The 19,604-nt window shown below is 72.7% G+C and carries 17 protein-coding genes; 11 read left to right on the plus strand and 6 right to left on the minus strand.

The annotated features are described in order from the left end of the window. Positions 1-237: 237 nt before the first annotated feature. Entirely contained in the window at positions 238-891 is a 654-nt protein-coding gene (locus ACIGO8_RS11060; protein WP_399727320.1) for a TetR/AcrR family transcriptional regulator, read from the plus strand. A gap of 65 nt (positions 892-956) precedes the next feature. After that, the gene (locus ACIGO8_RS11065) at positions 957-1,781 is read left to right on the plus strand and encodes an aminotransferase class IV family protein (RefSeq protein ID WP_399727323.1); all 825 of its coding nucleotides are present in this window, start codon (positions 957-959) and stop codon (positions 1,779-1,781) included. 288 nt (positions 1,782-2,069) lie between these two features. On the opposite strand, the gene ACIGO8_RS11070 is transcribed toward ACIGO8_RS11065, so the two are convergent. Continuing rightward, positions 2,070-2,819 carry a ScbR family autoregulator-binding transcription factor gene (locus ACIGO8_RS11070; protein WP_399727326.1) on the minus strand — a complete coding sequence of 250 codons (750 nt, stop codon included), beginning with the start codon at positions 2,817-2,819 and terminating at the stop codon, positions 2,070-2,072. 368 nt (positions 2,820-3,187) lie between these two features. On the opposite strand from ACIGO8_RS11070, the gene car reads away from it, so the two are divergent. The 3 genes from car (at position 3,188) to ACIGO8_RS11085 (ending at position 8,268) form a co-directional block, all read left to right on the plus strand. Then, positions 3,188-6,640: a carboxylic acid reductase gene (gene car, locus ACIGO8_RS11075; protein WP_399727330.1), complete on the plus strand. Its 3,453-nt coding sequence runs from the start codon at positions 3,188-3,190 to the stop codon at positions 6,638-6,640. Then, positions 6,637-7,401 carry an SDR family oxidoreductase gene (locus ACIGO8_RS11080; protein WP_399727333.1) on the plus strand — a complete coding sequence of 255 codons (765 nt, stop codon included), beginning with the start codon at positions 6,637-6,639 and terminating at the stop codon, positions 7,399-7,401. Before car ends, ACIGO8_RS11080 begins: the two co-directional genes overlap by 4 nt. A 159-nt stretch (positions 7,402-7,560) precedes the next feature. Further along, positions 7,561-8,268 (plus strand): ScbR family autoregulator-binding transcription factor, encoded by a 708-nt coding sequence (locus ACIGO8_RS11085; protein WP_399727336.1) that lies wholly within the window; start codon positions 7,561-7,563, stop codon positions 8,266-8,268. Positions 8,269-8,324: 56 nt separating this feature from the next. Here ACIGO8_RS11085 and ACIGO8_RS11090 read toward each other — a convergent pair whose 3' ends face one another. Next, positions 8,325-8,717, minus strand: a complete 393-nt coding sequence (locus tag ACIGO8_RS11090; RefSeq protein WP_399727339.1) for a peptidase inhibitor family I36 protein — start codon at positions 8,715-8,717, stop codon at positions 8,325-8,327. Between the two features lie 283 nt (positions 8,718-9,000). On the opposite strand from ACIGO8_RS11090, the gene ACIGO8_RS11095 reads away from it, so the two are divergent. From ACIGO8_RS11095 to ACIGO8_RS11110, 4 genes are all read left to right on the plus strand, one after another. Continuing rightward, complete coding sequence (locus tag ACIGO8_RS11095) at positions 9,001-10,533, plus strand: carboxylesterase/lipase family protein (RefSeq protein WP_399727341.1); 1,533 nt, start codon at positions 9,001-9,003, stop codon at positions 10,531-10,533. A gap of 81 nt (positions 10,534-10,614) precedes the next feature. Next, positions 10,615-11,232 (plus strand): hypothetical protein, encoded by a 618-nt coding sequence (locus tag ACIGO8_RS11100; RefSeq protein WP_399727344.1) that lies wholly within the window; start codon positions 10,615-10,617, stop codon positions 11,230-11,232. Between the two features lie 162 nt (positions 11,233-11,394). Continuing rightward, positions 11,395-11,814, plus strand: a complete 420-nt coding sequence (locus ACIGO8_RS11105; RefSeq protein WP_399728510.1) for a hypothetical protein — start codon at positions 11,395-11,397, stop codon at positions 11,812-11,814. Between the two features lie 218 nt (positions 11,815-12,032). Then, positions 12,033-13,244, plus strand: coding sequence for a GNAT family N-acetyltransferase (locus ACIGO8_RS11110; protein ID WP_399727347.1), 1,212 nt, complete (start codon positions 12,033-12,035; stop codon positions 13,242-13,244). Between the two features lie 23 nt (positions 13,245-13,267). Here the strand turns inward: ACIGO8_RS11110 and ACIGO8_RS11115 are convergent, their stop codons facing one another. Both ACIGO8_RS11115 and ACIGO8_RS11120 read right to left on the minus strand, forming a co-directional pair. Continuing rightward, positions 13,268-14,278: an NAD(P)-dependent alcohol dehydrogenase gene (locus tag ACIGO8_RS11115; RefSeq protein WP_399727349.1), complete on the minus strand. Its 1,011-nt coding sequence runs from the start codon at positions 14,276-14,278 to the stop codon at positions 13,268-13,270. Positions 14,279-14,340: 62 nt separating this feature from the next. Further along, positions 14,341-14,736, minus strand: a complete 396-nt coding sequence (locus tag ACIGO8_RS11120) for a nuclear transport factor 2 family protein (RefSeq protein WP_399727351.1) — start codon at positions 14,734-14,736, stop codon at positions 14,341-14,343. Positions 14,737-14,835: 99 nt separating this feature from the next. Between ACIGO8_RS11120 and ACIGO8_RS11125 the strand changes: the two genes are divergently transcribed. Further along, the gene (locus ACIGO8_RS11125; RefSeq protein ID WP_399727353.1) at positions 14,836-15,426 is read left to right on the plus strand and encodes a TetR/AcrR family transcriptional regulator; all 591 of its coding nucleotides are present in this window, start codon (positions 14,836-14,838) and stop codon (positions 15,424-15,426) included. A gap of 445 nt (positions 15,427-15,871) precedes the next feature. Here ACIGO8_RS11125 and ACIGO8_RS11130 read toward each other — a convergent pair whose 3' ends face one another. Continuing rightward, positions 15,872-16,912, minus strand: coding sequence for an inosamine-phosphate amidinotransferase 1 (locus tag ACIGO8_RS11130; RefSeq protein WP_399727356.1), 1,041 nt, complete (start codon positions 16,910-16,912; stop codon positions 15,872-15,874). An 875-nt stretch (positions 16,913-17,787) separates the two neighbouring features. Here ACIGO8_RS11130 and ACIGO8_RS11135 point away from each other — a divergent pair. Then, a complete protein-coding gene (locus ACIGO8_RS11135) occupies positions 17,788-18,441 on the plus strand; it encodes a response regulator (protein ID WP_399727359.1) in 654 nt (217 codons plus the stop codon). Between the two features lie 80 nt (positions 18,442-18,521). On the opposite strand, the gene ACIGO8_RS11140 is transcribed toward ACIGO8_RS11135, so the two are convergent. Beyond that, entirely contained in the window at positions 18,522-19,604 is a 1,083-nt protein-coding gene (locus ACIGO8_RS11140; RefSeq protein WP_399727362.1) for an acyl-CoA dehydrogenase family protein, read from the minus strand.

The raw sequence follows: 19,604 nt of genomic DNA on the forward strand, positions 1-19,604 counted from the left end.
CGAGCGCGACCGGGCCGAGCACGATGACGAGGCCGAGCCAGGCCCGTCGGTCGGCACGCTCCGCGACTAAGTCAGGGGAAGTCACGGGGGCAACCTTTCAGGAGAAGGTGCGAGAAGTTCCGAACGGTGCATACGGCGTACGCGAAATGCCTGGCGCGCGTCGGATGCCACCGGGTGCGTACATCGTACGCGAAATTGACGCGTACGTCGTACGCAAGGTGTTGGGTATAATAACGCGTGGCCATCAAGACACAAGGCAGGCAAGCGAGTTCACCGGGACTGACGCGACGTGCGATCGTCGCGGCCGCGGTGCGCATCGCCGACGCCGAGGGCGTCTCCGCCCTCTCGATGCGGCGTCTGGCGACCGAGCTGGACTCGGGCGTCATGTCGCTCTACCGGCACGTGGCGAACAAGGAGGAGGTGCTCACCGCCATCACCCAGGCGGCCTGCGACGAGCACCCCTATCCCGAACCCGCCCCGCAGGACTGGCGCGACGCGATGCGGCTCGCCGCGCGGCTCGACTGGGAGGTGTACACCCGGCACCCCTGGGCGCTCGTGACGTCGAGCTCCGCCCGGCACTTCTCCGACACGTCCTGCCTCGACTGGATGGTCGACGCGCTCGCCGGCCTCACCGACGACCCGGACCTGGCGCGTTCCTTCTCCATCGCCGTGTGGTCGTACGTCCAGGGCGTGTGCATCCAGCACGTCGCCCAGCAACTGCTGCCCGGCGGCGACAAGCCGGAGCAGTCGCCGCTGCGCGCCACCGAGCACGACTTCGAGGTCGGGCTCGAAATCCTCCTCGACGGAATGGAACAGCGCGCCGCGCGCGCCGGTGCGCAGACCGCCGACGACTCCCGCGTACGGACCTTCTCGGCCGCCTCGCCGCACTGACCGGCCGCCGGCTTCCGGACGGCCCGCCAGGGTGTCCGCCCGGAAGCCCGGTCGTTGGGCACGGCATGACGACCACCCGCACGACGCACACCCATGCGACGACCCGGCGCAACGGCCGCGAGGCCCACGCGGCGGACCTCGCGCCGCTCGCCTTCGCCGGATACGCCCACTTCACCGCGATGCAGGTGCGCGACGGCCGGGTCCGCGGCATCGATCTGCACCTCGCCCGGCTGCGGCACGGCTCGCTCGAACTCGTCGGACGGGCCCTTCCCGACGAGCGCGTACGGTGGGCGCTGCGCGCGGCCCTGGTCGACGGGCCGGCCGACCTCTCGCTGACCGCGACCGCCTTCCTTCCGTCCGGCGAGTTCACCGTGGCCGCGCCCGACGAGGAGCCCGAACTCCTGATCCGTACCGCGCCGCCCGCCCGCGGACCCGCCGGCCCGCTCTCCCTCGCGGTGGTGGAACACGAGCGGTTCCTGCCGTCCGTCAAGCACGTCGGCGAACCGGCCAAGACCTGGTTCCTGCGGCGGGCCGCCGCAGACGGGCACGACGACGTCGCCTTCACCGACCGCCGGGGCCGCCTCGGCGAGGCGTCGATCTGGAACCTGGCCTTCTGGGACGGCTCCGCCGTCGTGTGGCCCGCGGCCGCGGTGCTCGACGGCGTCACCATGGGCGTCGTCCGCCGGCAGCTCGACCGCCTCGGCGTCACCCAGCACGTCCGCGAGATCACCCCGGCCGACCTCCCGGCCCTCGCCGGAGCGGCCGTCATGAACTCCTGGACGCCCGGCGTCGCCGTCCACCGGATCGGCCCGACGCCCCTGCCCGAGGCGCCGGCCTTCATCGAACTGCTCCACCGCGCCTACGAGGCCGAGCCGCTGACGTCCTGGTAACAGCCGCCGGGCGCGGCGAGCCCGACGGGACACCGGGGCAAGGTCCGGAAAGCGGCGTCGTCCGCCCGGAAGGCAGGGCCGACGGCGCCCGGCTGCCCCTAGGTCGTGTCCGGAAAGTCCCGCCTGGCCCGCGACGCCCGGCACGCACTCCCCCGTAGCCCTTCGGGCACGGGAGGTGCCCCCATGCCGCGTTGTCGTCGGTCGCCATGGCTCCGCCATTGTCTCCCTCCTCCGCCTTGCGATCGCACGCACCGGACGCCGCGGGACCTGCCCTTCGGGCAGACGACGCTACTTTCCGGACACGACCTTGGGCAGGCGGCACAGCTCGCCGTCGGTCATCACCGCGCACGCGTCCGTCACCCAGCCGTCGAGCCGCCGGCGCCCGAGCGGCGGTTCCTCCCGTGCCCGGCCCGCCGCGAGCTCGACGGCCGTGGCGCTGCCCGCCGGCTCGATCCGGCCGCGTACCGCCTCCGTGGCCAGCTGCGGCAGCACCAGACGCCAGAACGGGGCCATCGACGGCGCGGACCGGGCCCGCGCCGGGCCGCGGCCCAGCCCGTCGAGGCCCGCCGTCACCGCCGTGATGGCCGAGACGGCACCCTCCAGGTCGACACCGGACGCCAGCGTGCCCTGCCGCCGGGCGAGCCGGAGCACGCCGCGCACCCACTCCCGCCAGTGCTGCCACGGACTGGCCCCGCCCGGCCAGGCCGGGTCCAGGGCGAGCCCGAACCCGGCCCGCAGCACCGGATCGCGGGCGACCCGGCGCGCGAGCGCGTGGGAGGTGTCGACGAGCAGCTGGAGCGGCGCCGGATGCCACACCGGGACCGGCCCGACGACACACCGCAGGATCTCGGCCGCGGTCGACTCGACCGCCTCGCCGACGGCGTGCTTGTTCCTGAAGTGGAAGTGCAGCGCGCCCTGGCTCACGCGGGCCAGGGCGCAGATCTGCCCGATGGACGAACCGGCGAATCCGCCCCGGTCGAAGACCTGGGCGGCGGACCGGATCAACTGTCGACGTGTCTTTGCGGCACGGTCCTGCATGACGATCGCACTCCGGATGACGGTGGGGGAGTGGTGAGCGGGGAAAGCGCGCGCGGGACACGGGGCGGCGATGCCTGACGCCCGGCCGCGGCGGAAGCGCGGACGCACCTCCCGGCGCGCCGCGGCCTCCTTCTTACCACGTGAACAACGGCCCGCGTACTCACGGTTACCGCCAGTGGCGCGATCTCACGGCCCGACGCCGACCGGAGAGACCTGACAGATCGTCGACGGATTCCGGAAGGGGCCCGTTCACCCGTGCCTAGCATCGGGCGACGAGCCGGACCGGCGTGGACCCGCCCTCCGCGGGTCCCCGGTCCGCCGTCCCCCTCTTTCTTGAAGTCGGCCAATCATGCGACGCGGAGACCCGAATGCGACTTGCGCACGTGGTGGCATCTGTCATGCGGCGGTACGCCGACCGGCCCGCCGTCGGCGAACGCGTGAAGGAATTCGCGCGCGACACCGACACGGGCCGGGTCACGGCCCGGCTGCTGCCCCGCTACGAGACGACCAGCTACGCCGAACTGTGGGACCGCGTCCGCGCGGTGGCGAGCGAATGGCACCACAGCCCGGACCGGCCGCTGCGGGCCGGCGAGCGGGTCGCCCTGCTCGGCTTCACCAGCCGCGACTACGCGACGCTCGACCTCGCCTGCATCCACCTCGGCGCCGTCTCCGTACCCCTGCAGACCAGCGCCGCGCCCGCGCAGCTGCGCTCGATCGTCGCGGAGACCGAGCCGTTCCTGGTGGCCGCGAGTCTCGAGCGGCTGGACGCCGCCGTCGAGCTGATACGCGACAGCGCATCGGTGCGACGGCTCGTCGTCTTCGACTGCCATCCCGAGGTCGACGACCACCGGGAGACCCTGGCCGCCGCGCGCGAGCGCCTCGCCGAGACCCGGCCCGGCGTCGCCGTGGACGTCCTGGCGGAGATCGTCGAGCGCGGGGCCGCGCTGCCGGAGGCGCCGCTGTACGAGGCGCCCGACGGCGAGGACCCGCTGGCGATGCTCATCTACACCTCCGGCAGCACCGGCACGCCCAAGGGCGCGATGTACACCGAGCGGCTGGCCGGCGCGATGTGGGGCGGCGCCTGGGCGAAGCTCTTCGACGACACGTACGCCGCGACCTTCCACTACATGCCGATGAGCCACGTCGCCGGGCACTCGTCCCTGAAGGCCACCATGGTGCGCGGCGGCACCAGCTACTTCACCGCCAGCAGCGACCTGTCGACCTTCTTCGAGGACATCGCCCTGGCCCGGCCCACGGAACTGTCCCTGGTGCCACGGGTGTCGGAGATGCTCCACCAGCGGTTCCTGAGCGAGGTCGACCGGCGCACCGCCGCCGGCCTCGACCGGGAGACCGCGGAGGAGGAGGTCAGGACCGACATCCGCGAGCGCGTCCTGGGCGGCCGGGTCACCTGGGCCAGCAACAGCTCCGCACCGCTCTCCGCCGAACTCACCGCGTTCGTCGAGTCGCTGCTCGGCATCCAGCTGCACAACGTCTACGGATCCACCGAGGCCGCCGGCGTCTCCGTCGACGGCGTCCTGCTGCGCCCGCCGGTCGTCGACTACAAGCTCGCCGACGTGCCCGAACTCGGCTACTTCCGCACCGACTCGCCCCACCCGCGCGGCGAACTGCTCCTGAAGACCGACGCCATCATCCCCGGCTACTACAAGCAGCCCGAGCTGTCGGCGCAGCTCTTCGACGAGGACGGCTACTACCGGACCGGCGACATCGTCGCCGAACTCGGACCCGACCGGATCGCCGTCGTCGACCGCGGCAAGAACGTCCTGAAACTCTCCCAGGGCGAGTTCGTCGCCACCTCCCGCCTGGAGGCCGTCTTCGCCGCCAGCCCGCTGGTCCGGCAGATCTTCGTCTACGGCAACAGCGAGCGCTCCTACCTCCTCGCCGTGGTCGTCCCGACACCCGCCGCGCTACGGGAGCACGGCCCCGACCCGGACGGGCCGGCGCTGAAGCAGCGGCTGGTCGAGACGTTCCAGGAACTGGCCAAGGAGGCCGGACTCAACTCGTACGAGATACCCCGCGCCGTCCTCGTCGAGACCGAGCCCTTCAGCCAGGCCAACGGGCTGCTCTCGGACCACCGCAAGCTGCTCTGGCCCCGCCTGGTGGAACGCTACGGCGAGCGCCTCGAGCAGCTCTACGCCGACACCGCCGCCCGCGAGAACGCCGAACTCGCCGAGATCCGCCGCACCGGCGCCGACCGGCCGGTCCTGGAGACCGTCCGGCGCGCCGTGCGGGCCCTGCTCGCCGGCTCCCTCACCGACCCGGGGCCCGGTGCGCACTTCCGCGACCTGGGCGGCGACTCGCTGTCCGCCGTGCAGCTGTCGGCCCTGCTCCAGGAGACCTTCGGCGTCCGGGTGCCGGTCGACGTGGTCATCAGCCCCGCCTCCGACCTGCGGCACCTCGCCGACTACATCGAGGCCCGCCGCGACGCGGCCGACGACCGGCCCACCTTCGCCTCGGTGCACGGCGAAGGCGCCGTCGAGGTCCACGCCAAGGACCTCACCCTGGACCGCTTCCTCGACCCGCGTCTCCTCGCCGACGCGCCGGCCCTGCCCCGCGCCGAAGGAGAGCCGCGCACCGTCCTCCTGACCGGCGCCAGCGGCTACCTCGGCCGCTTCCTCGCGCTCGAATGGCTGGGCCGGCTGGCCCCGGCCGGCGGCCGGCTCGTCGCCCTGGTGCGCGGCAAGGACGCCGCCTCGGCCCGGCGGCGCCTGGACGCGGCCTTCGACAGCGGCGACCCCGAACTCGTGGACACGTATCAGACGTTGGCCGCGGACCACCTGGAGGTCCTGGCGGGCGACATGGCCCAGCCGCGGCTCGGCCTCGACGAGGAGACCTGGGACCGGCTGGCCGGCGAGGTCGACCTGATCGTCCACGCGGGCGCCCTGGTCAACCACGTGCTGCCCTATACGGAGCTGTTCGAGGCCAACGTCCTCGGCACCGCCGAAATCGTCCGGCTGGCCCTCACCCGCCGCATGAAGGCCGTCACGTACATCTCCAGCGTCGCCGTCGCCACCGCCCGCCAGGACCTGCCGGCCCTCGACGAGAGCGCCGACGTCCGCCTCGCCATGCCCGTCCAGCCCGTCGACGGCGGCTATGCCGGCGGCTACGCCACCAGCAAGTGGGCCGGCGAGGTGCTGCTGCGAGAGGCGCACGACCTGTGCGGACTGCCCGTCACCACCTTCCGCTCCAACATGATCCTCGCGCACAGCCGGTACGGAGGGCAGCTGAACGTCCCCGACATGTTCAGCCGCCTGCTCTTCAGCGTCCTCGCCACCGGGATCGCGCCGCGCAGCTTCTACCGCGCCGACGCAGCCGACGCACCCGCATCCGCCGCCCGCGCCCACTACGACGGACTGCCCGTCGACTTCACCGCCGCCGCCGTGGTCGCCCTCGGCGCCGGGCTCCGCGCGGACGGCGCCGCCGGCTACCGGACCTTCAGCCTGGTCAACCCGAACGACGACGGCGTCTCGCTCGACACGATCACCGACTGGCTGACCGAGCTGGGACACCGCGTGGAGCGGGTGGAGGACCACGCCGACTGGTACGTCCGGTTCGAGGCGGCGATGCGCGCGCTGCCCGAGGCGCAGCGGCAGCACTCGGCGCTGCCCATCCTGCACGGTTTCGAGCGGCCCGAACAGCCGGTCGCCGGCTCCGTGATTCCCTCCGACCGCTTCCGCGCGGAGGTCAGGGCGGGCGCGATCGCCGGCCACACGGACATCCCGAGCCTGAGCCGCGACCTGGTCGCCAAGTACGCCAGGGACCTCAAGGAGCTGATGACGGCCGGGACGGGCAGGCGGCGATGAACGGCGATCTCCTCACCGGAAAGGTCGTCCTCGTCACCGGAGCGAGCAGCGGCATCGGCGCCGCCGCCGCCCGGGTGTTCGGCCAGGAGGGCGCCACGGTGGTGCTCGTCGCGCGCCGCGCCGCACGGCTGGCCGAACTCACCGAGACGCTGCGGGCCAAGGGCGTCGAGGCGGCGTACGTGGCGTGCGACGTCACCGACGCCGGCGAGGCGGCGCGGGCCGTGGCCTTCGCCGAGGCGGAGTACGGCCGGCTCGACGGGGCCTTCAACAACGCCGGCGTCGGCGGCGACCGCACGCCGCTGCACCTGATGGGCGACGACGTCTACGACACCCTCATGGACGTCAACGTGCGCGGCGTCTGGAACTGCCTGCGGCCCGAGATCGCCGCCATGCTGCGGCACGGCGGCGGCGCCGTCGTGAACAACAGCAGCGTGGCCGGTCTGGTGGCCATCCCGGCCGCCGCGCCGTACATCGCCGCGAAGCACGCCGTGGTCGGCCTGACCCGGGCCGCCGCGGACGAGTACGCGCGGCAGGGAATCCGGGTGAACGCCGTGGCTCCGGGCACCACCCGCAGCGAGATCACCGAGGACTGGTTCCGCCGCAACCCGGGCCTCGAGGACACGGTCCACTCGATGACACCGCAGCGGCGTACGGCGGAGCCGGAGGAGATCGCGGCCGCGGCGGCGTGGCTGCTCAGCGACCGGTGCCCGTTCCTGACCGGGACGGTGCTGCCGGTGGACGGCGGTTTCGTCAACCAGTGACGTGACCGCCACGGACCGACGCGGAGCCGGGCGATCTCCCCCGTCTCCGGCTCCGCGTCATCCGACAGGCGCTTGCTACCATACCGACCCTTCGGTCGTTCGACGTTGACCGGTCAACGTTCCGCCGGGGCGTGGGGAGAGTCTGAGGAGGGCGGCCACGTGGCGCGGCAGGAGCGGGCGATCCGGACGCGTGAGTCCATCCTCGAGGCCATGGCGAGCCTCTTCATCGAGGTCGGTTACGAAGCCGCCACCATCGCCGCCCTCGTCGAACGCACCGGCCTGACCCGCGGCGCGCTCTACTTCCACTTCCCGACCAAGGACGCGCTGGCCCGCGGCGTGCTCGAGCGCGCGGTGACCCGCGAGGGCAACCTTCCCCAGACGTACAAGCTCCAGGAATGGGTCGACCTCGGCCTGCTGCTCGCCCACCGGCTGCCCCGGGAGCCGATGCTGCGCGCCGCCGTGCAGCTGTCCGTCGACCCGATGGCGCGCAGCCTGTTCGGCACCCGCTGGCCGGACTGGATCGACCTGGGCCTGGACCTGCTGGTGGCGGCCAAGGAGCGCGGCGAACTGCTGCCGCACGCCGTCCCGGAGGAGATCGCGCGGCTCGCCGTCGGCGCCTGGACCGGCGTCCAGCTGGTGACGGAGGCGCTGCCGGGATCCCGCGACCTGTCCGAGGAGATCGCCCGGCTCTACCAGCTGATCCTGCCGAACATCGCGAGCGTCGGCGTCCTCGCGAAGCTGGACACCTCTCCGTATCGGGCGGAACGCCTGCTGGGCGCGGAGAAGGAGCAGGTGAGGGAGCGGGAGGCAGGCGCGGGCGCGGCGGAGGGCGACGCCTCTGGTGAGGCGCCGCCCTCGGGTGCGTGACAACTGGCCTCCGGCAACCGGCCTCCGGCAACCCTGCGCTGCCAACTGGCTTTCCCTCAGCGACAGTTGACCCACTTGTTGGAGGCCTGGGCCCAGACCGTGGCGCCCGTCCCCTTGGCTCCCCGTGCGACGACGGCGGTCTCGCCGCCGTAGTTCTTGGCGCCGTACCACCGGTAGTCGCAGGAAGCGCCGTGGTTGTACCAGGACTTGAAGCCCTGGAAGACGGAGAACCCGGTCAGGTCCGCGTTGTTCCCCGCGACCTTCTGCATGTGGCCGGTGTAGTTCTGCCCGGACCAGACGCAGAACCATCCCGACGGACAGTCCGACGCCGCCGACGCCGCCGACGGCGCCGACGGTGCTGCACTGGCGGTGCCCGCGCTTCCGGCCAGCAGACCGCCGGTCAGCGCGATGCCGCCGGCGAGGGCCGCGAGCTTCCTGTTCATGCGCATGCTGTTTCCTCCCGTAGAAGCCGGCGCCGGTCAGTGCGCCGAGCCGACGCCGGTCAGTGCGTCGACGGCCCACACGCTACGCACGGCACCAGGCGGCCGCGTCAAACCGGGGGTTGACCGGTCGCCTCCAACCCTGGTGGTAGCGGGCGGGATTCACATCGTGGACGCGTCAATCGTGTTGATCTTGGTGTTGGAGTCCGGGTGCCGGGTGATGCGAAGCTGGCGACATCGACAGGCCCGGTCGTCCGACCAGGTCACACGCGTGGAGCGAGAGGCAATTCCCATGGACGTCTTCACCACCGACAGCGGTGCGGTACGAGGCCTGCGGGCCTCCGCGGAGGTCGTCGCCGTCCTCGGCATCCCCTATGCCGCCCCGCCGTTCGGCGCCCACCGCTTCCGCGCGCCGCAGCCCGCGGCCCCGTGGGCGGGAGTGCGGGACTGCACCCGCTTCGGTCCCGTCTGTCCGCAGTCGGCCCAACTGCCCGGAGCTCCCGGGTGGTCACCGGGCGACGAGGACGTCCTCACGGTGAACGTATGGACGCCGGCCGCGGCCGGCGACCGGCTGCCCGTCCTGGTCTGGATCCACGGCGGCGCCTACACCTTCGGCTCCTCGGCCCAGCCCGACTTCGACGGCACCGCCCTCGCCGAGGCCGGCCTGGTGGTGGTCACCCTCAACTACCGCGTCGGATTCGAGGGCTTCGGCCACGTCCCGACCGCGGACGCGGGCGAGCACCCGGACAAGCACCCGGACAACAGAGGCCTGCTCGACCAGGTCGCGGCCCTGCGCTGGGTGCGGGAGAACATCGCCGCGTTCGGCGGCGATCCCGGCAACGTCACGGTCGCCGGCCAGTCCGCCGGAGCCGCCTCGGTCGCCTGCCTGATGGTGATGGACCGCGCCCGCGGCCTGTTCCACCGGGCCGTCGCCCACAGCCCCGCGAGCCCCTGCTACACCCTCGACATCGCCGCCGCGACCACCCGCGAGATCGCCGCGGCGGCGGGCTGCCCCGCCACGCCCGAGGGCCTGGCGTCCGCGAGCCCGCACGACCTGGTCCGCGCCGCCGACCAGGTCGTCGACGCCTACCGGCACGATCCCGAGGCCGGATCCCGTCACTACGACCCCTCGCTCTACGCGCCCGTCCTCGACGGGGACGTCCTGCCCGTCGACCCGCTGACCGGCATCGCCGCCGGCGCGGCCCGCGACGTGGACCTGCTGGTCTGCCACACCACGGAGGAGTACTGGCTCCTCGACGCCGTCGGCAGCTGCGCCAAGATCACCACCGAGGAGCGGCTGGAACGCTTCGCGAAGGACTTCGGCCTTCCCGACGGCCTCGTCGCCGGCTACCGCGCCGCGCTGCCGCACGCTCCGGTGGCCGACGTCTACCTCGGCGTCTTCGGCGACCTGCTCTTCACGGAGTTCGCCGAGCGGCTCGCCGAGCACCACGCCCGGTCGGGCGGCCGCACCTTCCTGTCGCGCTTCGACCGCCGCCGCACCCGCCCGCACGGCCCCGTCCGGGCGTGGCACTGCGCGGATGTCCCCTTCGCCTTCGGCAACGTCGACGACGAACGCCTGGCCTTCCTCATCGGCGGGGCGCCCGACGCCGCGGACCGCGACCTGGCCCGCCGCATGGTCCGGGCGTGGGCGGACTTCGCCACCACCGGAGACCCGGGATGGGAACCCATGGACGCCGCCGGCGCCCCGGCCAGGACATGGCGGACCGACGCCGCCGACGAGTCCGCCACCGCCCCCGCCACCGGCACGCCGGGCGCGCTCCGTCCTCTCTGGGCGGAGGCGCACTTCCCGGTGCTGTATCCGTGAGGCCGCTCTGACGAGATGGCGCGGTGCTGTAGCCGTCGGCCGGGTCCGAAATCATTTGACGGTGTCGGGAGAATGCCTGGCATGGGCACAGACATAAGCGGCTTCCTCGAGTACCGGAGGTTGCAAGACGATCAGGAGCCGGTCTGGTACTGCGCACACGACCTCGACTCGCTCAACGATGTCCGTAATTACGACGCGTTCGGCTGTCTCTTCGGGGTCCGGAACTACGCGAACTTCCGTCCCCTGGCCGCCGGGAGGGGGTTTCCCGCCGACGCCTCGGCCACCGTGAGTGCGCGGTTCGCCCAGCTGACGGAGTGGTACGGCGCGGATGGCTTCCACGGCACCACGTGGATCACGTGGGCCGAAGTAAAGGCCGTTGACTGGGACGAACCCGCGGAGAAGCCCGACAGCCGGCTTCACGAATACCGCCAGACGTCGAGCGGGCTCAGGATGACGGGCAAGGCGTCCTGGAGCCGGGCATTCGCGGAGGCTGTCGGCCTGAAAGCCAGCGAGGTCCGGGAGTGGCCCGAAGGAAGTGAGTGGCTCGTCGGCGACACCCTCTACCGATCGGTCACCATCTGCCGCAGAGACGCCGTCACCGAAACCGGCGAGTGGCAACCCGTCTGGAAGGCGATGAGAGAACTCGCAGAACAGCACGGTGACGACAACGTGCGCCTCGTTGTGTGGTTCGACGACTGAGCAGGCCACTGCCACCGTGCGTCGCCGCTGGACGCCTCTTCGGGATCGCCTCGCTGAGGAGGCCGGCGAGGCAGATCGTAGCGGTGCGCCAGGGTGTGAGCGATCGATCACGACAGCTCTGCCGCCGATGATCCAAAACGGCCGTAGAGTGGCGGTGTGAACATGAGAACGGCTATCGAGGATCTGGCACTGGAAGCCGAGCGGCTGCTCCGCGATCGGACGTGGGTGCCGGAGGCCGACGACCGCACCGTCGCGGCGAAGGCCGCCGCCGACCTGGGCGCCGCCGTCGGCACTCCGCAGGCCCAGCAGACTCTGTCCACGGTCGACCGGCTGGCGCACCTGAGGGAGGCGCTTGCCGACGTGGCCATCGCCCTCGCCCACGTCCACGGACGCCTGGCCTGGTTCCTCGGCGCGGCGGCCACCGCCCTCACGCCCATCCTGCACTGGCGCGCCCTGACCGCCGAGGACGGCCCCACCTTCGGCGCCGTCCGCCCGACCGTGCAGGAGTACACGGAGGCCGAAGAGGCGATCCGCCGCCTCCAGCGAACCCTCGCCGACATCAGCACCGTCCGGGATCGCTGATCGTTCCGGAGTGACTCCGGCCGGAAAGCAAAGAGGGGGCCACGCTGAACCCTCACCCGCCGACCGTGTCGCCCCGGCTCCGAGAAGGCGGCACCGGCCCCTGTCAGGAGGAAGCGGCGGCGCCTCTAATTCGCTTGACCCGGTCGTCGGACGGCCGTTGCACTGGGGCGGGACATCACGGCCGTGGTGTCGCATCTTCCGGGGAGGCAACGTCAGCGATGGAGATCCGTTCCACGACCGATGAGGACCGCGAGGTCTTCGTCGGTACGCTCCAGGCCGCGTTCGGGCGCTTCTGGGACACGCCGGCCGAGGGCCGCGGAGTCTGGTGGTCGGCGCTCGAGATGGACCGCAACCTGCTGGCGGTCGCGACGGACGGGCGGCCGGTCGGGACCGCAGGGGCGTACTCCTTCGAGCTCACGCTGCCCGGGGAGGTCCTCGTCCCGGTCTCCGGAGTGACCACGGTCGGCGTGCTGCCCTCGCACCGGCGTCAGGGTGTGCTCAGCGCGATGATGCGGCATCAGCTCGGTGAACTGCGCGCCCGCGGTGAGGTGCTCTCCGTGCTGACGGCGTCCGAGGGCGCGATCTACGGCAGGTTCGGATACGGCCCGGCGACGTACACGCGGCGGCTGACCGTGCCGCGCCACCGGTCCGCCCTCGCCCCGGCGCGGGCCGCGGCCGGTGCGGACGGCGGTTCGGTCGAGGTGCTGCGGCGGGCCGAGTGCGGCGCCGTCCTGGAGGAGGTCTACGACCGCTACCGCCGCGCACAGCCCGGCGCGCTGTCCCGGCCGCACCGCTGGTGGGACCTGGGCGCCGGCCAGCCTCCCGTCTCGTCGGCGCCGCGTTACATCGCCGTCCACCGCGACGCCGACGGCGTTCCCGACGGCTACGCCAGCTACGCGATCGGCGACCCGGACGTCCTCACGGTCGACGAGACCGTCGCCACGGACGACGCGGCCTTCACGGCCCTGGCCCGTTTCCTGCTCTCCCACGACCTGGTCGGTCAGGTCGTGTTCAAGCACTTCCCGCCCGACCACCCGCTGCGCTGGCAGTTCGAGGACTTCCGCGCCGGCCAGGTGAGCGACGACACCGACTGGCTGTGGGTGCGGATCCTGGACGTCCCCGGCGCGCTGACCGCGCGCGGCTGGAGCACGGACGGCGAGCTGGTCCTCGACGTCGACGACCCGTTCCTCGGCGAGCGCGGCCGCCATCTGCTGACCGTCCGGGACGGCAAGGCCGACTGCGTCTCCACGGACCGGGAGCCCGACCTGTCCCTGGACATCCGCGACCTGGGCTCGCTCTACCTCGGCGGCACCGCCCCGAGCACGCTCGTGCGCGCCGGTCACGTCCGGGCCCACCACCCGGGCGCGGCCCTCCTCGCCGACGCCCTCTTCCGCCCCGAGCGCGCGCCGCACTGCCTGCACTGGTTCTGACGACGCACGGTCCTGACGGCGGGTCAGGCGGTGCTGACCACCACCTTTCCGAAGGAGTCGCCCGAGGCGTAGTGACGGTACGCGTCGACGGCCGCGTCGAAGGGGAAGACGCGGTCGACGACGGGCCGCAGGCCGTGGCGTTCGATGAAGGCGTTCATCGCGGTGAACTGGGCGCGGCTGCCGACCGCCACCGTACGGATCGTCGCGCCGGACGCGAACAGGGCGCCGGTGTCGAGCGGTGGCGCGGCGTTGCCGGTGAAGCCGACGCAGGCGATGGTGCCGGCCAGGGCGACGGCGCGGACCGACTCGTGGAGCAGGCCCGCGACGTCGACGACGCGGTCGGCGCCCCGGCCGCCGGTGAGGACGCGGACCTCGGCGGCCCAGTCCGGCGTGGCCGCGTAGTCGACGACCTCGTCGGCGCCGAGCTCGCGCAGCCGGGCCGCCTTGACCGGGCTGCTGGTCGTGGCGATCACCCGCGCTCCGAGGGCCTTCGCGAACTGCAGCGCGAAGAGCGAGACACCGCCGGAGCCCTGGACGACGACGGTGTCGCCGGGCCCGACGCCCGCGCCGTCGCCGGTGAGCGCGTTCCACGCCGTGACCGCGACGCAGGGCAGGGTCGCGGCCTCCTCGTACGACAGGTGCGCGGGGACGGTGACGAGCGAGTCCGCGTCGAGCACCGCGAACTCGGTGAGCATGCCGTCCAGCGAGCCGCCGCGCTGGGCGAGGTGCTCGACCGCGAACGGGCCGTCCTGCCAGGAAGGGAAGAGCGTGGCGGCCACCCGGTCGCCGACGCGTACGGTCTTGACGCCCGGACCGACCGCGACGACCTCGCCGGCGCCGTCGGAGACCGGGACGACATCGGGTCTGACCGGCAGGACGTAGGTCCCGTCGAGGACCATGAGTTCGCGGAAGCTCAGGGAGGTCGCGCGCACCGCGACCAGGGCCTCGCCGGGGCCGGGAACGGGAGTGTCGTGCTCGCGGACGGAGAGGCCGGACAGGCCGGCGCCGCTGTGGGACAGGTGGTAACTGCGCATGGCGGAAGTGCCTTTCGGGTGAGGTGGCGGACGCCGCGGACGTGGCTCGGGGCGGGGCCGCTTCAGGCCGCGTCGGGCTCGGTGGCGAGCCGGAGCTCTCCGGCCGTCTTGCTGAAGCCGAGCGCCTCGACGATCCGGCCGTCGGTCACGCGCATCACGTTCACGCCGTGCACCCACTCCTCGGGGCCGTCCCCGAAGCGGTAGGTCCACACGATCGTCGCGCGGTCGCCCGCGACGATCACCTCCTCGGGAGTGAACTGCCGGGCGGTGTCCTCGGCGAGGACCGTCCACCACTCCATACAGGCCTCGCGGCCGACGACCCGCTCGCCGCGCGGTGCCGGCTGGACGCTCTCCATGACGCAGTCCTCGGCGATCAGGCCGGCCAGGAGGGCTGCCTCGTGGTCGAGGAAGGCGCGGTTGAAACGGTCGATGACTTCGGCGGTGCTGCGTACGGACATGACGCCCCCTCGAAAGAGATAGACCGGTCGGTCTACAATCTCCGAGGGATATAGATAGACCGGTTGATCTACCGCGTCAAGTGCTGGCAGAATCGCCTCATGACCACCTCCGCCAAGCCGGGTCCCCGCGAACGGCTCCTGCTCGCCGCCCAGGAGCTCACCTACTCCCAGGGCGTCGGTGTCGGCGTGGACGCGCTGCTCAAGGCGGCGGGGGTCGCGCGCCGTTCGCTGTACGAGCACTTCGGCGGGAAGGACGGTCTCATCGCCGAGGTGCTGCGGCGCAGCACCGCCGAGGACGCGGAGCAGTACCGCGTCACGATGGACGGCGCGGGCGACGACCCGCGGGCCCGGCTCCTCGCGGTCGCCGACCGGCTCGGCCGGATCGCCGCCGGCCCGGACTTCCACGGCTGCCGCTATCTCGCCGCCGACCTCGCGCTCACCGACCCGGAGCATCCCGGGCACGAGGTGACGCGCGCGTACCGACGCACCCTCCGCGAGCTGTTCACCGCCGAGCTCACGAGGCTCGGCCACGCGCGCCCGGCGTTCGCCGCGGACCAGCTCCTCATCCTTTTCGACGGCCTGCTGGCCACGGGCGCCTCCCGCCCGGAGGACCGTCCGCCGGCGACCGCGGCGCGCGAACTCGCGGAGTTCGTCATCGACTCGGGGCTCGAGCCCGCCGCGTCGCGCTGACGGAAGGGGAAGGCCGAGGTGGGGCGGGGCGGTGCGGGCTGCGACGGCTGCGCGGGCATCCCCGCGGAGCGTCTCGGGACGCCCACGCTCAAGGAGCGGGCGCCCCGGAGAGCGCGCGTCCGGGAGCCGTCTCCTCCCGCGGCCGACCGCCGCCCGGCCTCGCGGGCGGTTCGGCCGTGCGGGCCGCCCGGTCGTGCCCGCCGCCCGGCCTCGCGGGCGGTTCGGCCTCGCGGCCGGTCCGGTCGTGCGGGCCGCCCGGCGTCGCCCTCCGCCCGGCCTCGCCGGCCGCTCCGGCCGTGCCCGCCGCCCGGCCTCGCCGGCCGCTCCGGCTGTGCCCGCCGCCCGGCCTCGCCGGCCGCTCCGGCCTCGCCCGCCGCCCGGCCTCGCGGACGGTTCGGCCTCGCCGGCCGCCCGCTCTGCGGGCAGCGGCCCCGTCGCGGCTACGTCACCGGTACGTGGCGAGCTCGCCCGTGCGGCGGACGTCGAGCGTCACGCAGTGGAAGCCGCCGCCGAGCGTCCTGGAGTGGGTGAGCTGCGACGGGATGACCTCCACGCCGTGCCGCTCCAGCTCCCGGATCAGGCCCGTCTGGCGCTTGTCCACGACGGCCTTGCCGGGCGCGACCACCAGGAAGTTCATGCCGATCCACACCGACGACTTCGGGTGGTCGCCGACGAAGCCGGTGTCCACCAGCTCCGGGCAGACGATGCGGTCCCAGCCGCGCAGGAACTCGGGCATGTTGGTGTCGTTGACCCGGGCCGGGTTGATCAGTACGAGACCGGGGCGCAGCGGCACGATCGTCGAGTCGATGTGCGTGGACGTGTACAGGTCGTCGCACGGGTGGACCGTGTACTGGGAGCCGAGCGCCGACTGCAGCCAGCGCGCGCCGCGCATGTTGCCGCTGTCGGAGACCTGGTAGAGCAGATCGGTGCCGAACCTGAGCACGTTCGCCGCGTCGAAGGCCGGCTCCAGGTCGCGCAGCCGCTTCCCGGGCGGCGCGCTCGGCTCGTACATGTCGTCGGCCAGCTGGGGCTTGGGCGCGGAGAGCCAGCGCGCGCCGCTCTCGGAGTACTCCAGGAAGAGGTCCTTGTAGGCGAAGCCCTCGAGCCAGCGGGCCCGCAGCACCATCGGTGTCTCGATGATCGCGTCGCCGACGGCGAGGAAGCCGTCCCGGGGGCAGTAGTCGTAGAAGCCGTCCGTGCTCCAGTCCGGCGTGGACAGGACCGCCTTGTGGTCGCGGCCGCCGGGGCGCCGCACGGTCACGCCGAGGCCGGTGAGCAGGTTCGCCAGCTCTTCGAGTTCGGCCTCGGTCTCCTCGACCACCTGGGCCGGGTACGGGCCGGTGGCGATCTGCCGTGGGTCGTCGATGTCGGGGAACTCCGTCGCGAGGAGGCTCCGGTCCACGATCGGCATCCGGGCGCCTTCCATGGTGCCGACGACGATCTCTTCGAGCGGGTCCCATTCCGTGTGCACATCGACCAGGCTCATCGGGTTGTCCTTCCCATGCCGGGCGCGGCCAGCGCGGCGCCGGTCAGTCGTACGAACATCATGTGAAACGTTCGAGCCGTTACGAGGCGGCTTCTCTAGACAACATCGAGCAGCGTACTGACCTCGCACCGTATGCGGCAGGCACGCCTGGACTATGGCCGGAAACCGTCTTCGTCGGCGCCTGAGCTGGCGCGCGCCGATCCGTCGCGGCCACCTTCTGACCTCTTCAACTGGCGAGATGTGTGCGTCTGTTGCGGGCGTGCGAACGTTCTCCGCACGCCACCTGACGTCTCTTGACACTCGCTCGAAACATGAATTAGAACCTCCTAGGCTCGATCTTCGCGTGCAACCGACACGACAGAGCCACTCGTCCCCAACAATCGCGCATGAGGCAGGGCCGGGAGCGTTCTCGCCGACATCACGACGGGCGGCGAGCGACGCGACCCGTGAGGTTGTCGCGTACAACTAGGGGGAGATTCAGATGCGGACCACATCCGTCAAACGGGGAACCACACCGCGGGCCCGAGCGGCCTCGACGCGAGACGGCAGGCCGGCCCGCCGGTCGCCGAGACCGGCGACGGCTTCGGGTTCGGCGGCCCTCCGCAACGACCCGTCGACGACCTGACAACCCTGGTGATCGATGCGGCGTCCTTCGTGGTGTCGCTGTCCGGCGTGACGCCGGCAGGACTCCGGGGTCAGCCGTGGCCGAACAGAGCGCGGACACGATCAAGCTCATGGCCGGTTCCGGTGCCGTCGGTCGCACCGGCCGGATCGCTGGTCACCGGTGCGGCGATCAGACGGTTGGGACTCGGCGCGGCGACGATCTCGTCCGCAGTCGAGCGAGGCTTCCTCTACCCCCACGGAGGCGGAACACAATGACCATTCGGGTACTCATCTGCGACGAACTACCCGTCATCGGCGACGGCTTACGGACCTTGCTCGACGCCGTGCCGGACATCGACGTGATCGGCACGACCGACAACGGCATGGAGGCCATCGTCCAGGTGCGCACCGAGCGGCCCGACGTCGTGGTCACCGATCTGAACCTGCGGACGATCTCGGGCCTGGAGATGATCCGCAGGCTCGGCAAGGAGGACACACCGCCCCACATCGTGGTCTTCACCCGCATCTCCGACGCCGACAAGACCGTCAGCGACGTGCTGCACGCGGGCGCGTGTTGTCTGCTCGGCAAGGACGCCAGTCCCCAGGAACTGATCACCGCGATCCGGGCGGCGGCGGCCGGCCGGACGGTGCTCGCGCCGGACATCGCGCAGCGTCTGGTCACCTGGTTCCGCGAGCAGCCGGACACCGCCGAGTGCGAGCCGCCGCCGGAAGTGACCGAACTGACCCCGCGCGAACGGGAGGTGACCCAGATGGTGGCACGCGGCATGTCCACCGAGGAGGTGGCCCGCGAGCTGACCATCGGCGTGGCCACCGTCCGTACCCACCTCTACCGCGTGCGCACCAAGCTCGGCGTCCGCGACCGCGCCCAACTCGTCTCCCTCGCCTACCAGTCCGGACTCATCTGAGCCGCTTCGGCCGGACACGACACCGTACGACCGCGCCCCCGGCTCGAGAAAGCCGGGGGCGCGCTCGCGTGCGGACAGCCCTAGCGGGAGCCCGCCGTCGCCGAGACCGACAGTTCCGGAGCGTCCTTCGCGAAGGCGCGCCTGGCCAGTTCGAGGCGGGCGGCGCCGGCCAGCCGCCACAGTGCGGCCGGCTCGCCGTACCGTGGGGACTCGGCCGCGGCCAGCCGGAAGAACCGGTGCAGACCCAGCTCCGGTGTCATCGCCCGTACACCGGCGCTCTGCATGCACGACCGCACCACGTCACGCGCGGTCTCGGCGGCCGTCGCGAGCGCCACCACCGACGCGGTGCCGACCTCCTCGTGCCCGGAGTCGATCAGCCAGGCTCCCCGGTACACCGCCGCCCGGGTCGCCCGCAGCGCCACCATGGCACGCGCCAGCGGGAAGGCCACGGCCGGCAGATCCCGCAGCCTGGTGTCGAACTGCCGCCGGACACCGGCGTGGCGCACCGCGATCTGGTGCGCGCCGTCGGCGATGCCCAGCAGATACGCGGCCTGCCGCAGCCGCGCCCGGGCCAGCGGGCCGGCGGGGGAGTCGTCGAGCTCCCCGACCACGTCCGCGGCGGTGACCGGCGTGGCCTCGAACCGTACGGCCGGCGGCCAGCAGCCGGTCTCGACGTGGACGCCGGGCGCGTCGAGCGCCACCGCGACGAGCACCGGCCCGCCGTCCGTACGGGTGGCCACGAGCAGCGGCCCGGACCCAGGGTCCTCGACCGTGGCCGTGCCCGTCAGCTCCCAGCCGTCCGCGCGCGGTGTCGCGGTGACCGCGGTGCCGGCCGGCATTGCCTCCAGACCGGCTGGGACCGAGCCCGCCGGGCCGCCGGCGTCGGCCGCGAACGCGTCGGCCCGGTAGGAGTTCCCGGCTGCCGCACGGCCGAGCTCCTCGCTGACCAGCACTCCGGCGGTCAGGCCGAGGTCGAGGCCGCCGGCGGCCGCGGGCCGCTCGAAGTCGGCCGCGCCCAGCTCGTCGAGCACGGCCCGGGTGGGACCGGTGGGGCCGTCGGCCACCGGCGCGCCGTGCACCTCGGACCGTACGGGGACGCCGGCGAGCCCCGTACGCAGGGCCTTGCGCAGCTGGACGAGGAGCGGATCGGGTGTCAGGTCCAT

Origin of the sequence: Streptomyces sp. NPDC053493 (genome assembly GCF_044544825.1) — a bacterium.
Taxonomy (GTDB): domain Bacteria; phylum Actinomycetota; class Actinomycetes; order Streptomycetales; family Streptomycetaceae; genus Streptomyces.

What these genes read in the sequence shown, in the direction of transcription:
- ACIGO8_RS11065 (WP_399727323.1), top strand. Translation starts at nt 957, where the DNA reads ATGACGACCACCCGCACGACGCACACCCATGCGACGACCCGGCGCAAC.
- ACIGO8_RS11070 (WP_399727326.1), bottom strand. Translation starts at nt 2,819, where the DNA reads ATGCAGGACCGTGCCGCAAAGACACGTCGACAGTTGATCCGGTCCGCC.
- car (WP_399727330.1), top strand. Translation starts at nt 3,188, where the DNA reads ATGCGACTTGCGCACGTGGTGGCATCTGTCATGCGGCGGTACGCCGAC.
- ACIGO8_RS11080 (WP_399727333.1), top strand. Translation starts at nt 6,637, where the DNA reads ATGAACGGCGATCTCCTCACCGGAAAGGTCGTCCTCGTCACCGGAGCG.
- ACIGO8_RS11090 (WP_399727339.1), bottom strand. Translation starts at nt 8,717, where the DNA reads ATGCGCATGAACAGGAAGCTCGCGGCCCTCGCCGGCGGCATCGCGCTG.
- ACIGO8_RS11095 (WP_399727341.1), top strand. Translation starts at nt 9,001, where the DNA reads ATGGACGTCTTCACCACCGACAGCGGTGCGGTACGAGGCCTGCGGGCC.
- ACIGO8_RS11100 (WP_399727344.1), top strand. Translation starts at nt 10,615, where the DNA reads ATGGGCACAGACATAAGCGGCTTCCTCGAGTACCGGAGGTTGCAAGAC.
- ACIGO8_RS11105 (WP_399728510.1), top strand. Translation starts at nt 11,395, where the DNA reads ATGAGAACGGCTATCGAGGATCTGGCACTGGAAGCCGAGCGGCTGCTC.
- ACIGO8_RS11110 (WP_399727347.1), top strand. Translation starts at nt 12,033, where the DNA reads ATGGAGATCCGTTCCACGACCGATGAGGACCGCGAGGTCTTCGTCGGT.
- ACIGO8_RS11115 (WP_399727349.1), bottom strand. Translation starts at nt 14,278, where the DNA reads ATGCGCAGTTACCACCTGTCCCACAGCGGCGCCGGCCTGTCCGGCCTC.
- ACIGO8_RS11120 (WP_399727351.1), bottom strand. Translation starts at nt 14,736, where the DNA reads ATGTCCGTACGCAGCACCGCCGAAGTCATCGACCGTTTCAACCGCGCC.
- ACIGO8_RS11125 (WP_399727353.1), top strand. Translation starts at nt 14,836, where the DNA reads ATGACCACCTCCGCCAAGCCGGGTCCCCGCGAACGGCTCCTGCTCGCC.
- ACIGO8_RS11130 (WP_399727356.1), bottom strand. Translation starts at nt 16,912, where the DNA reads ATGAGCCTGGTCGATGTGCACACGGAATGGGACCCGCTCGAAGAGATC.
- ACIGO8_RS11135 (WP_399727359.1), top strand. Translation starts at nt 17,788, where the DNA reads ATGACCATTCGGGTACTCATCTGCGACGAACTACCCGTCATCGGCGAC.
- ACIGO8_RS11140 (WP_399727362.1), bottom strand. Translation starts at nt 19,604, where the DNA reads ATGGACCTGACACCCGATCCGCTCCTCGTCCAGCTGCGCAAGGCCCTG.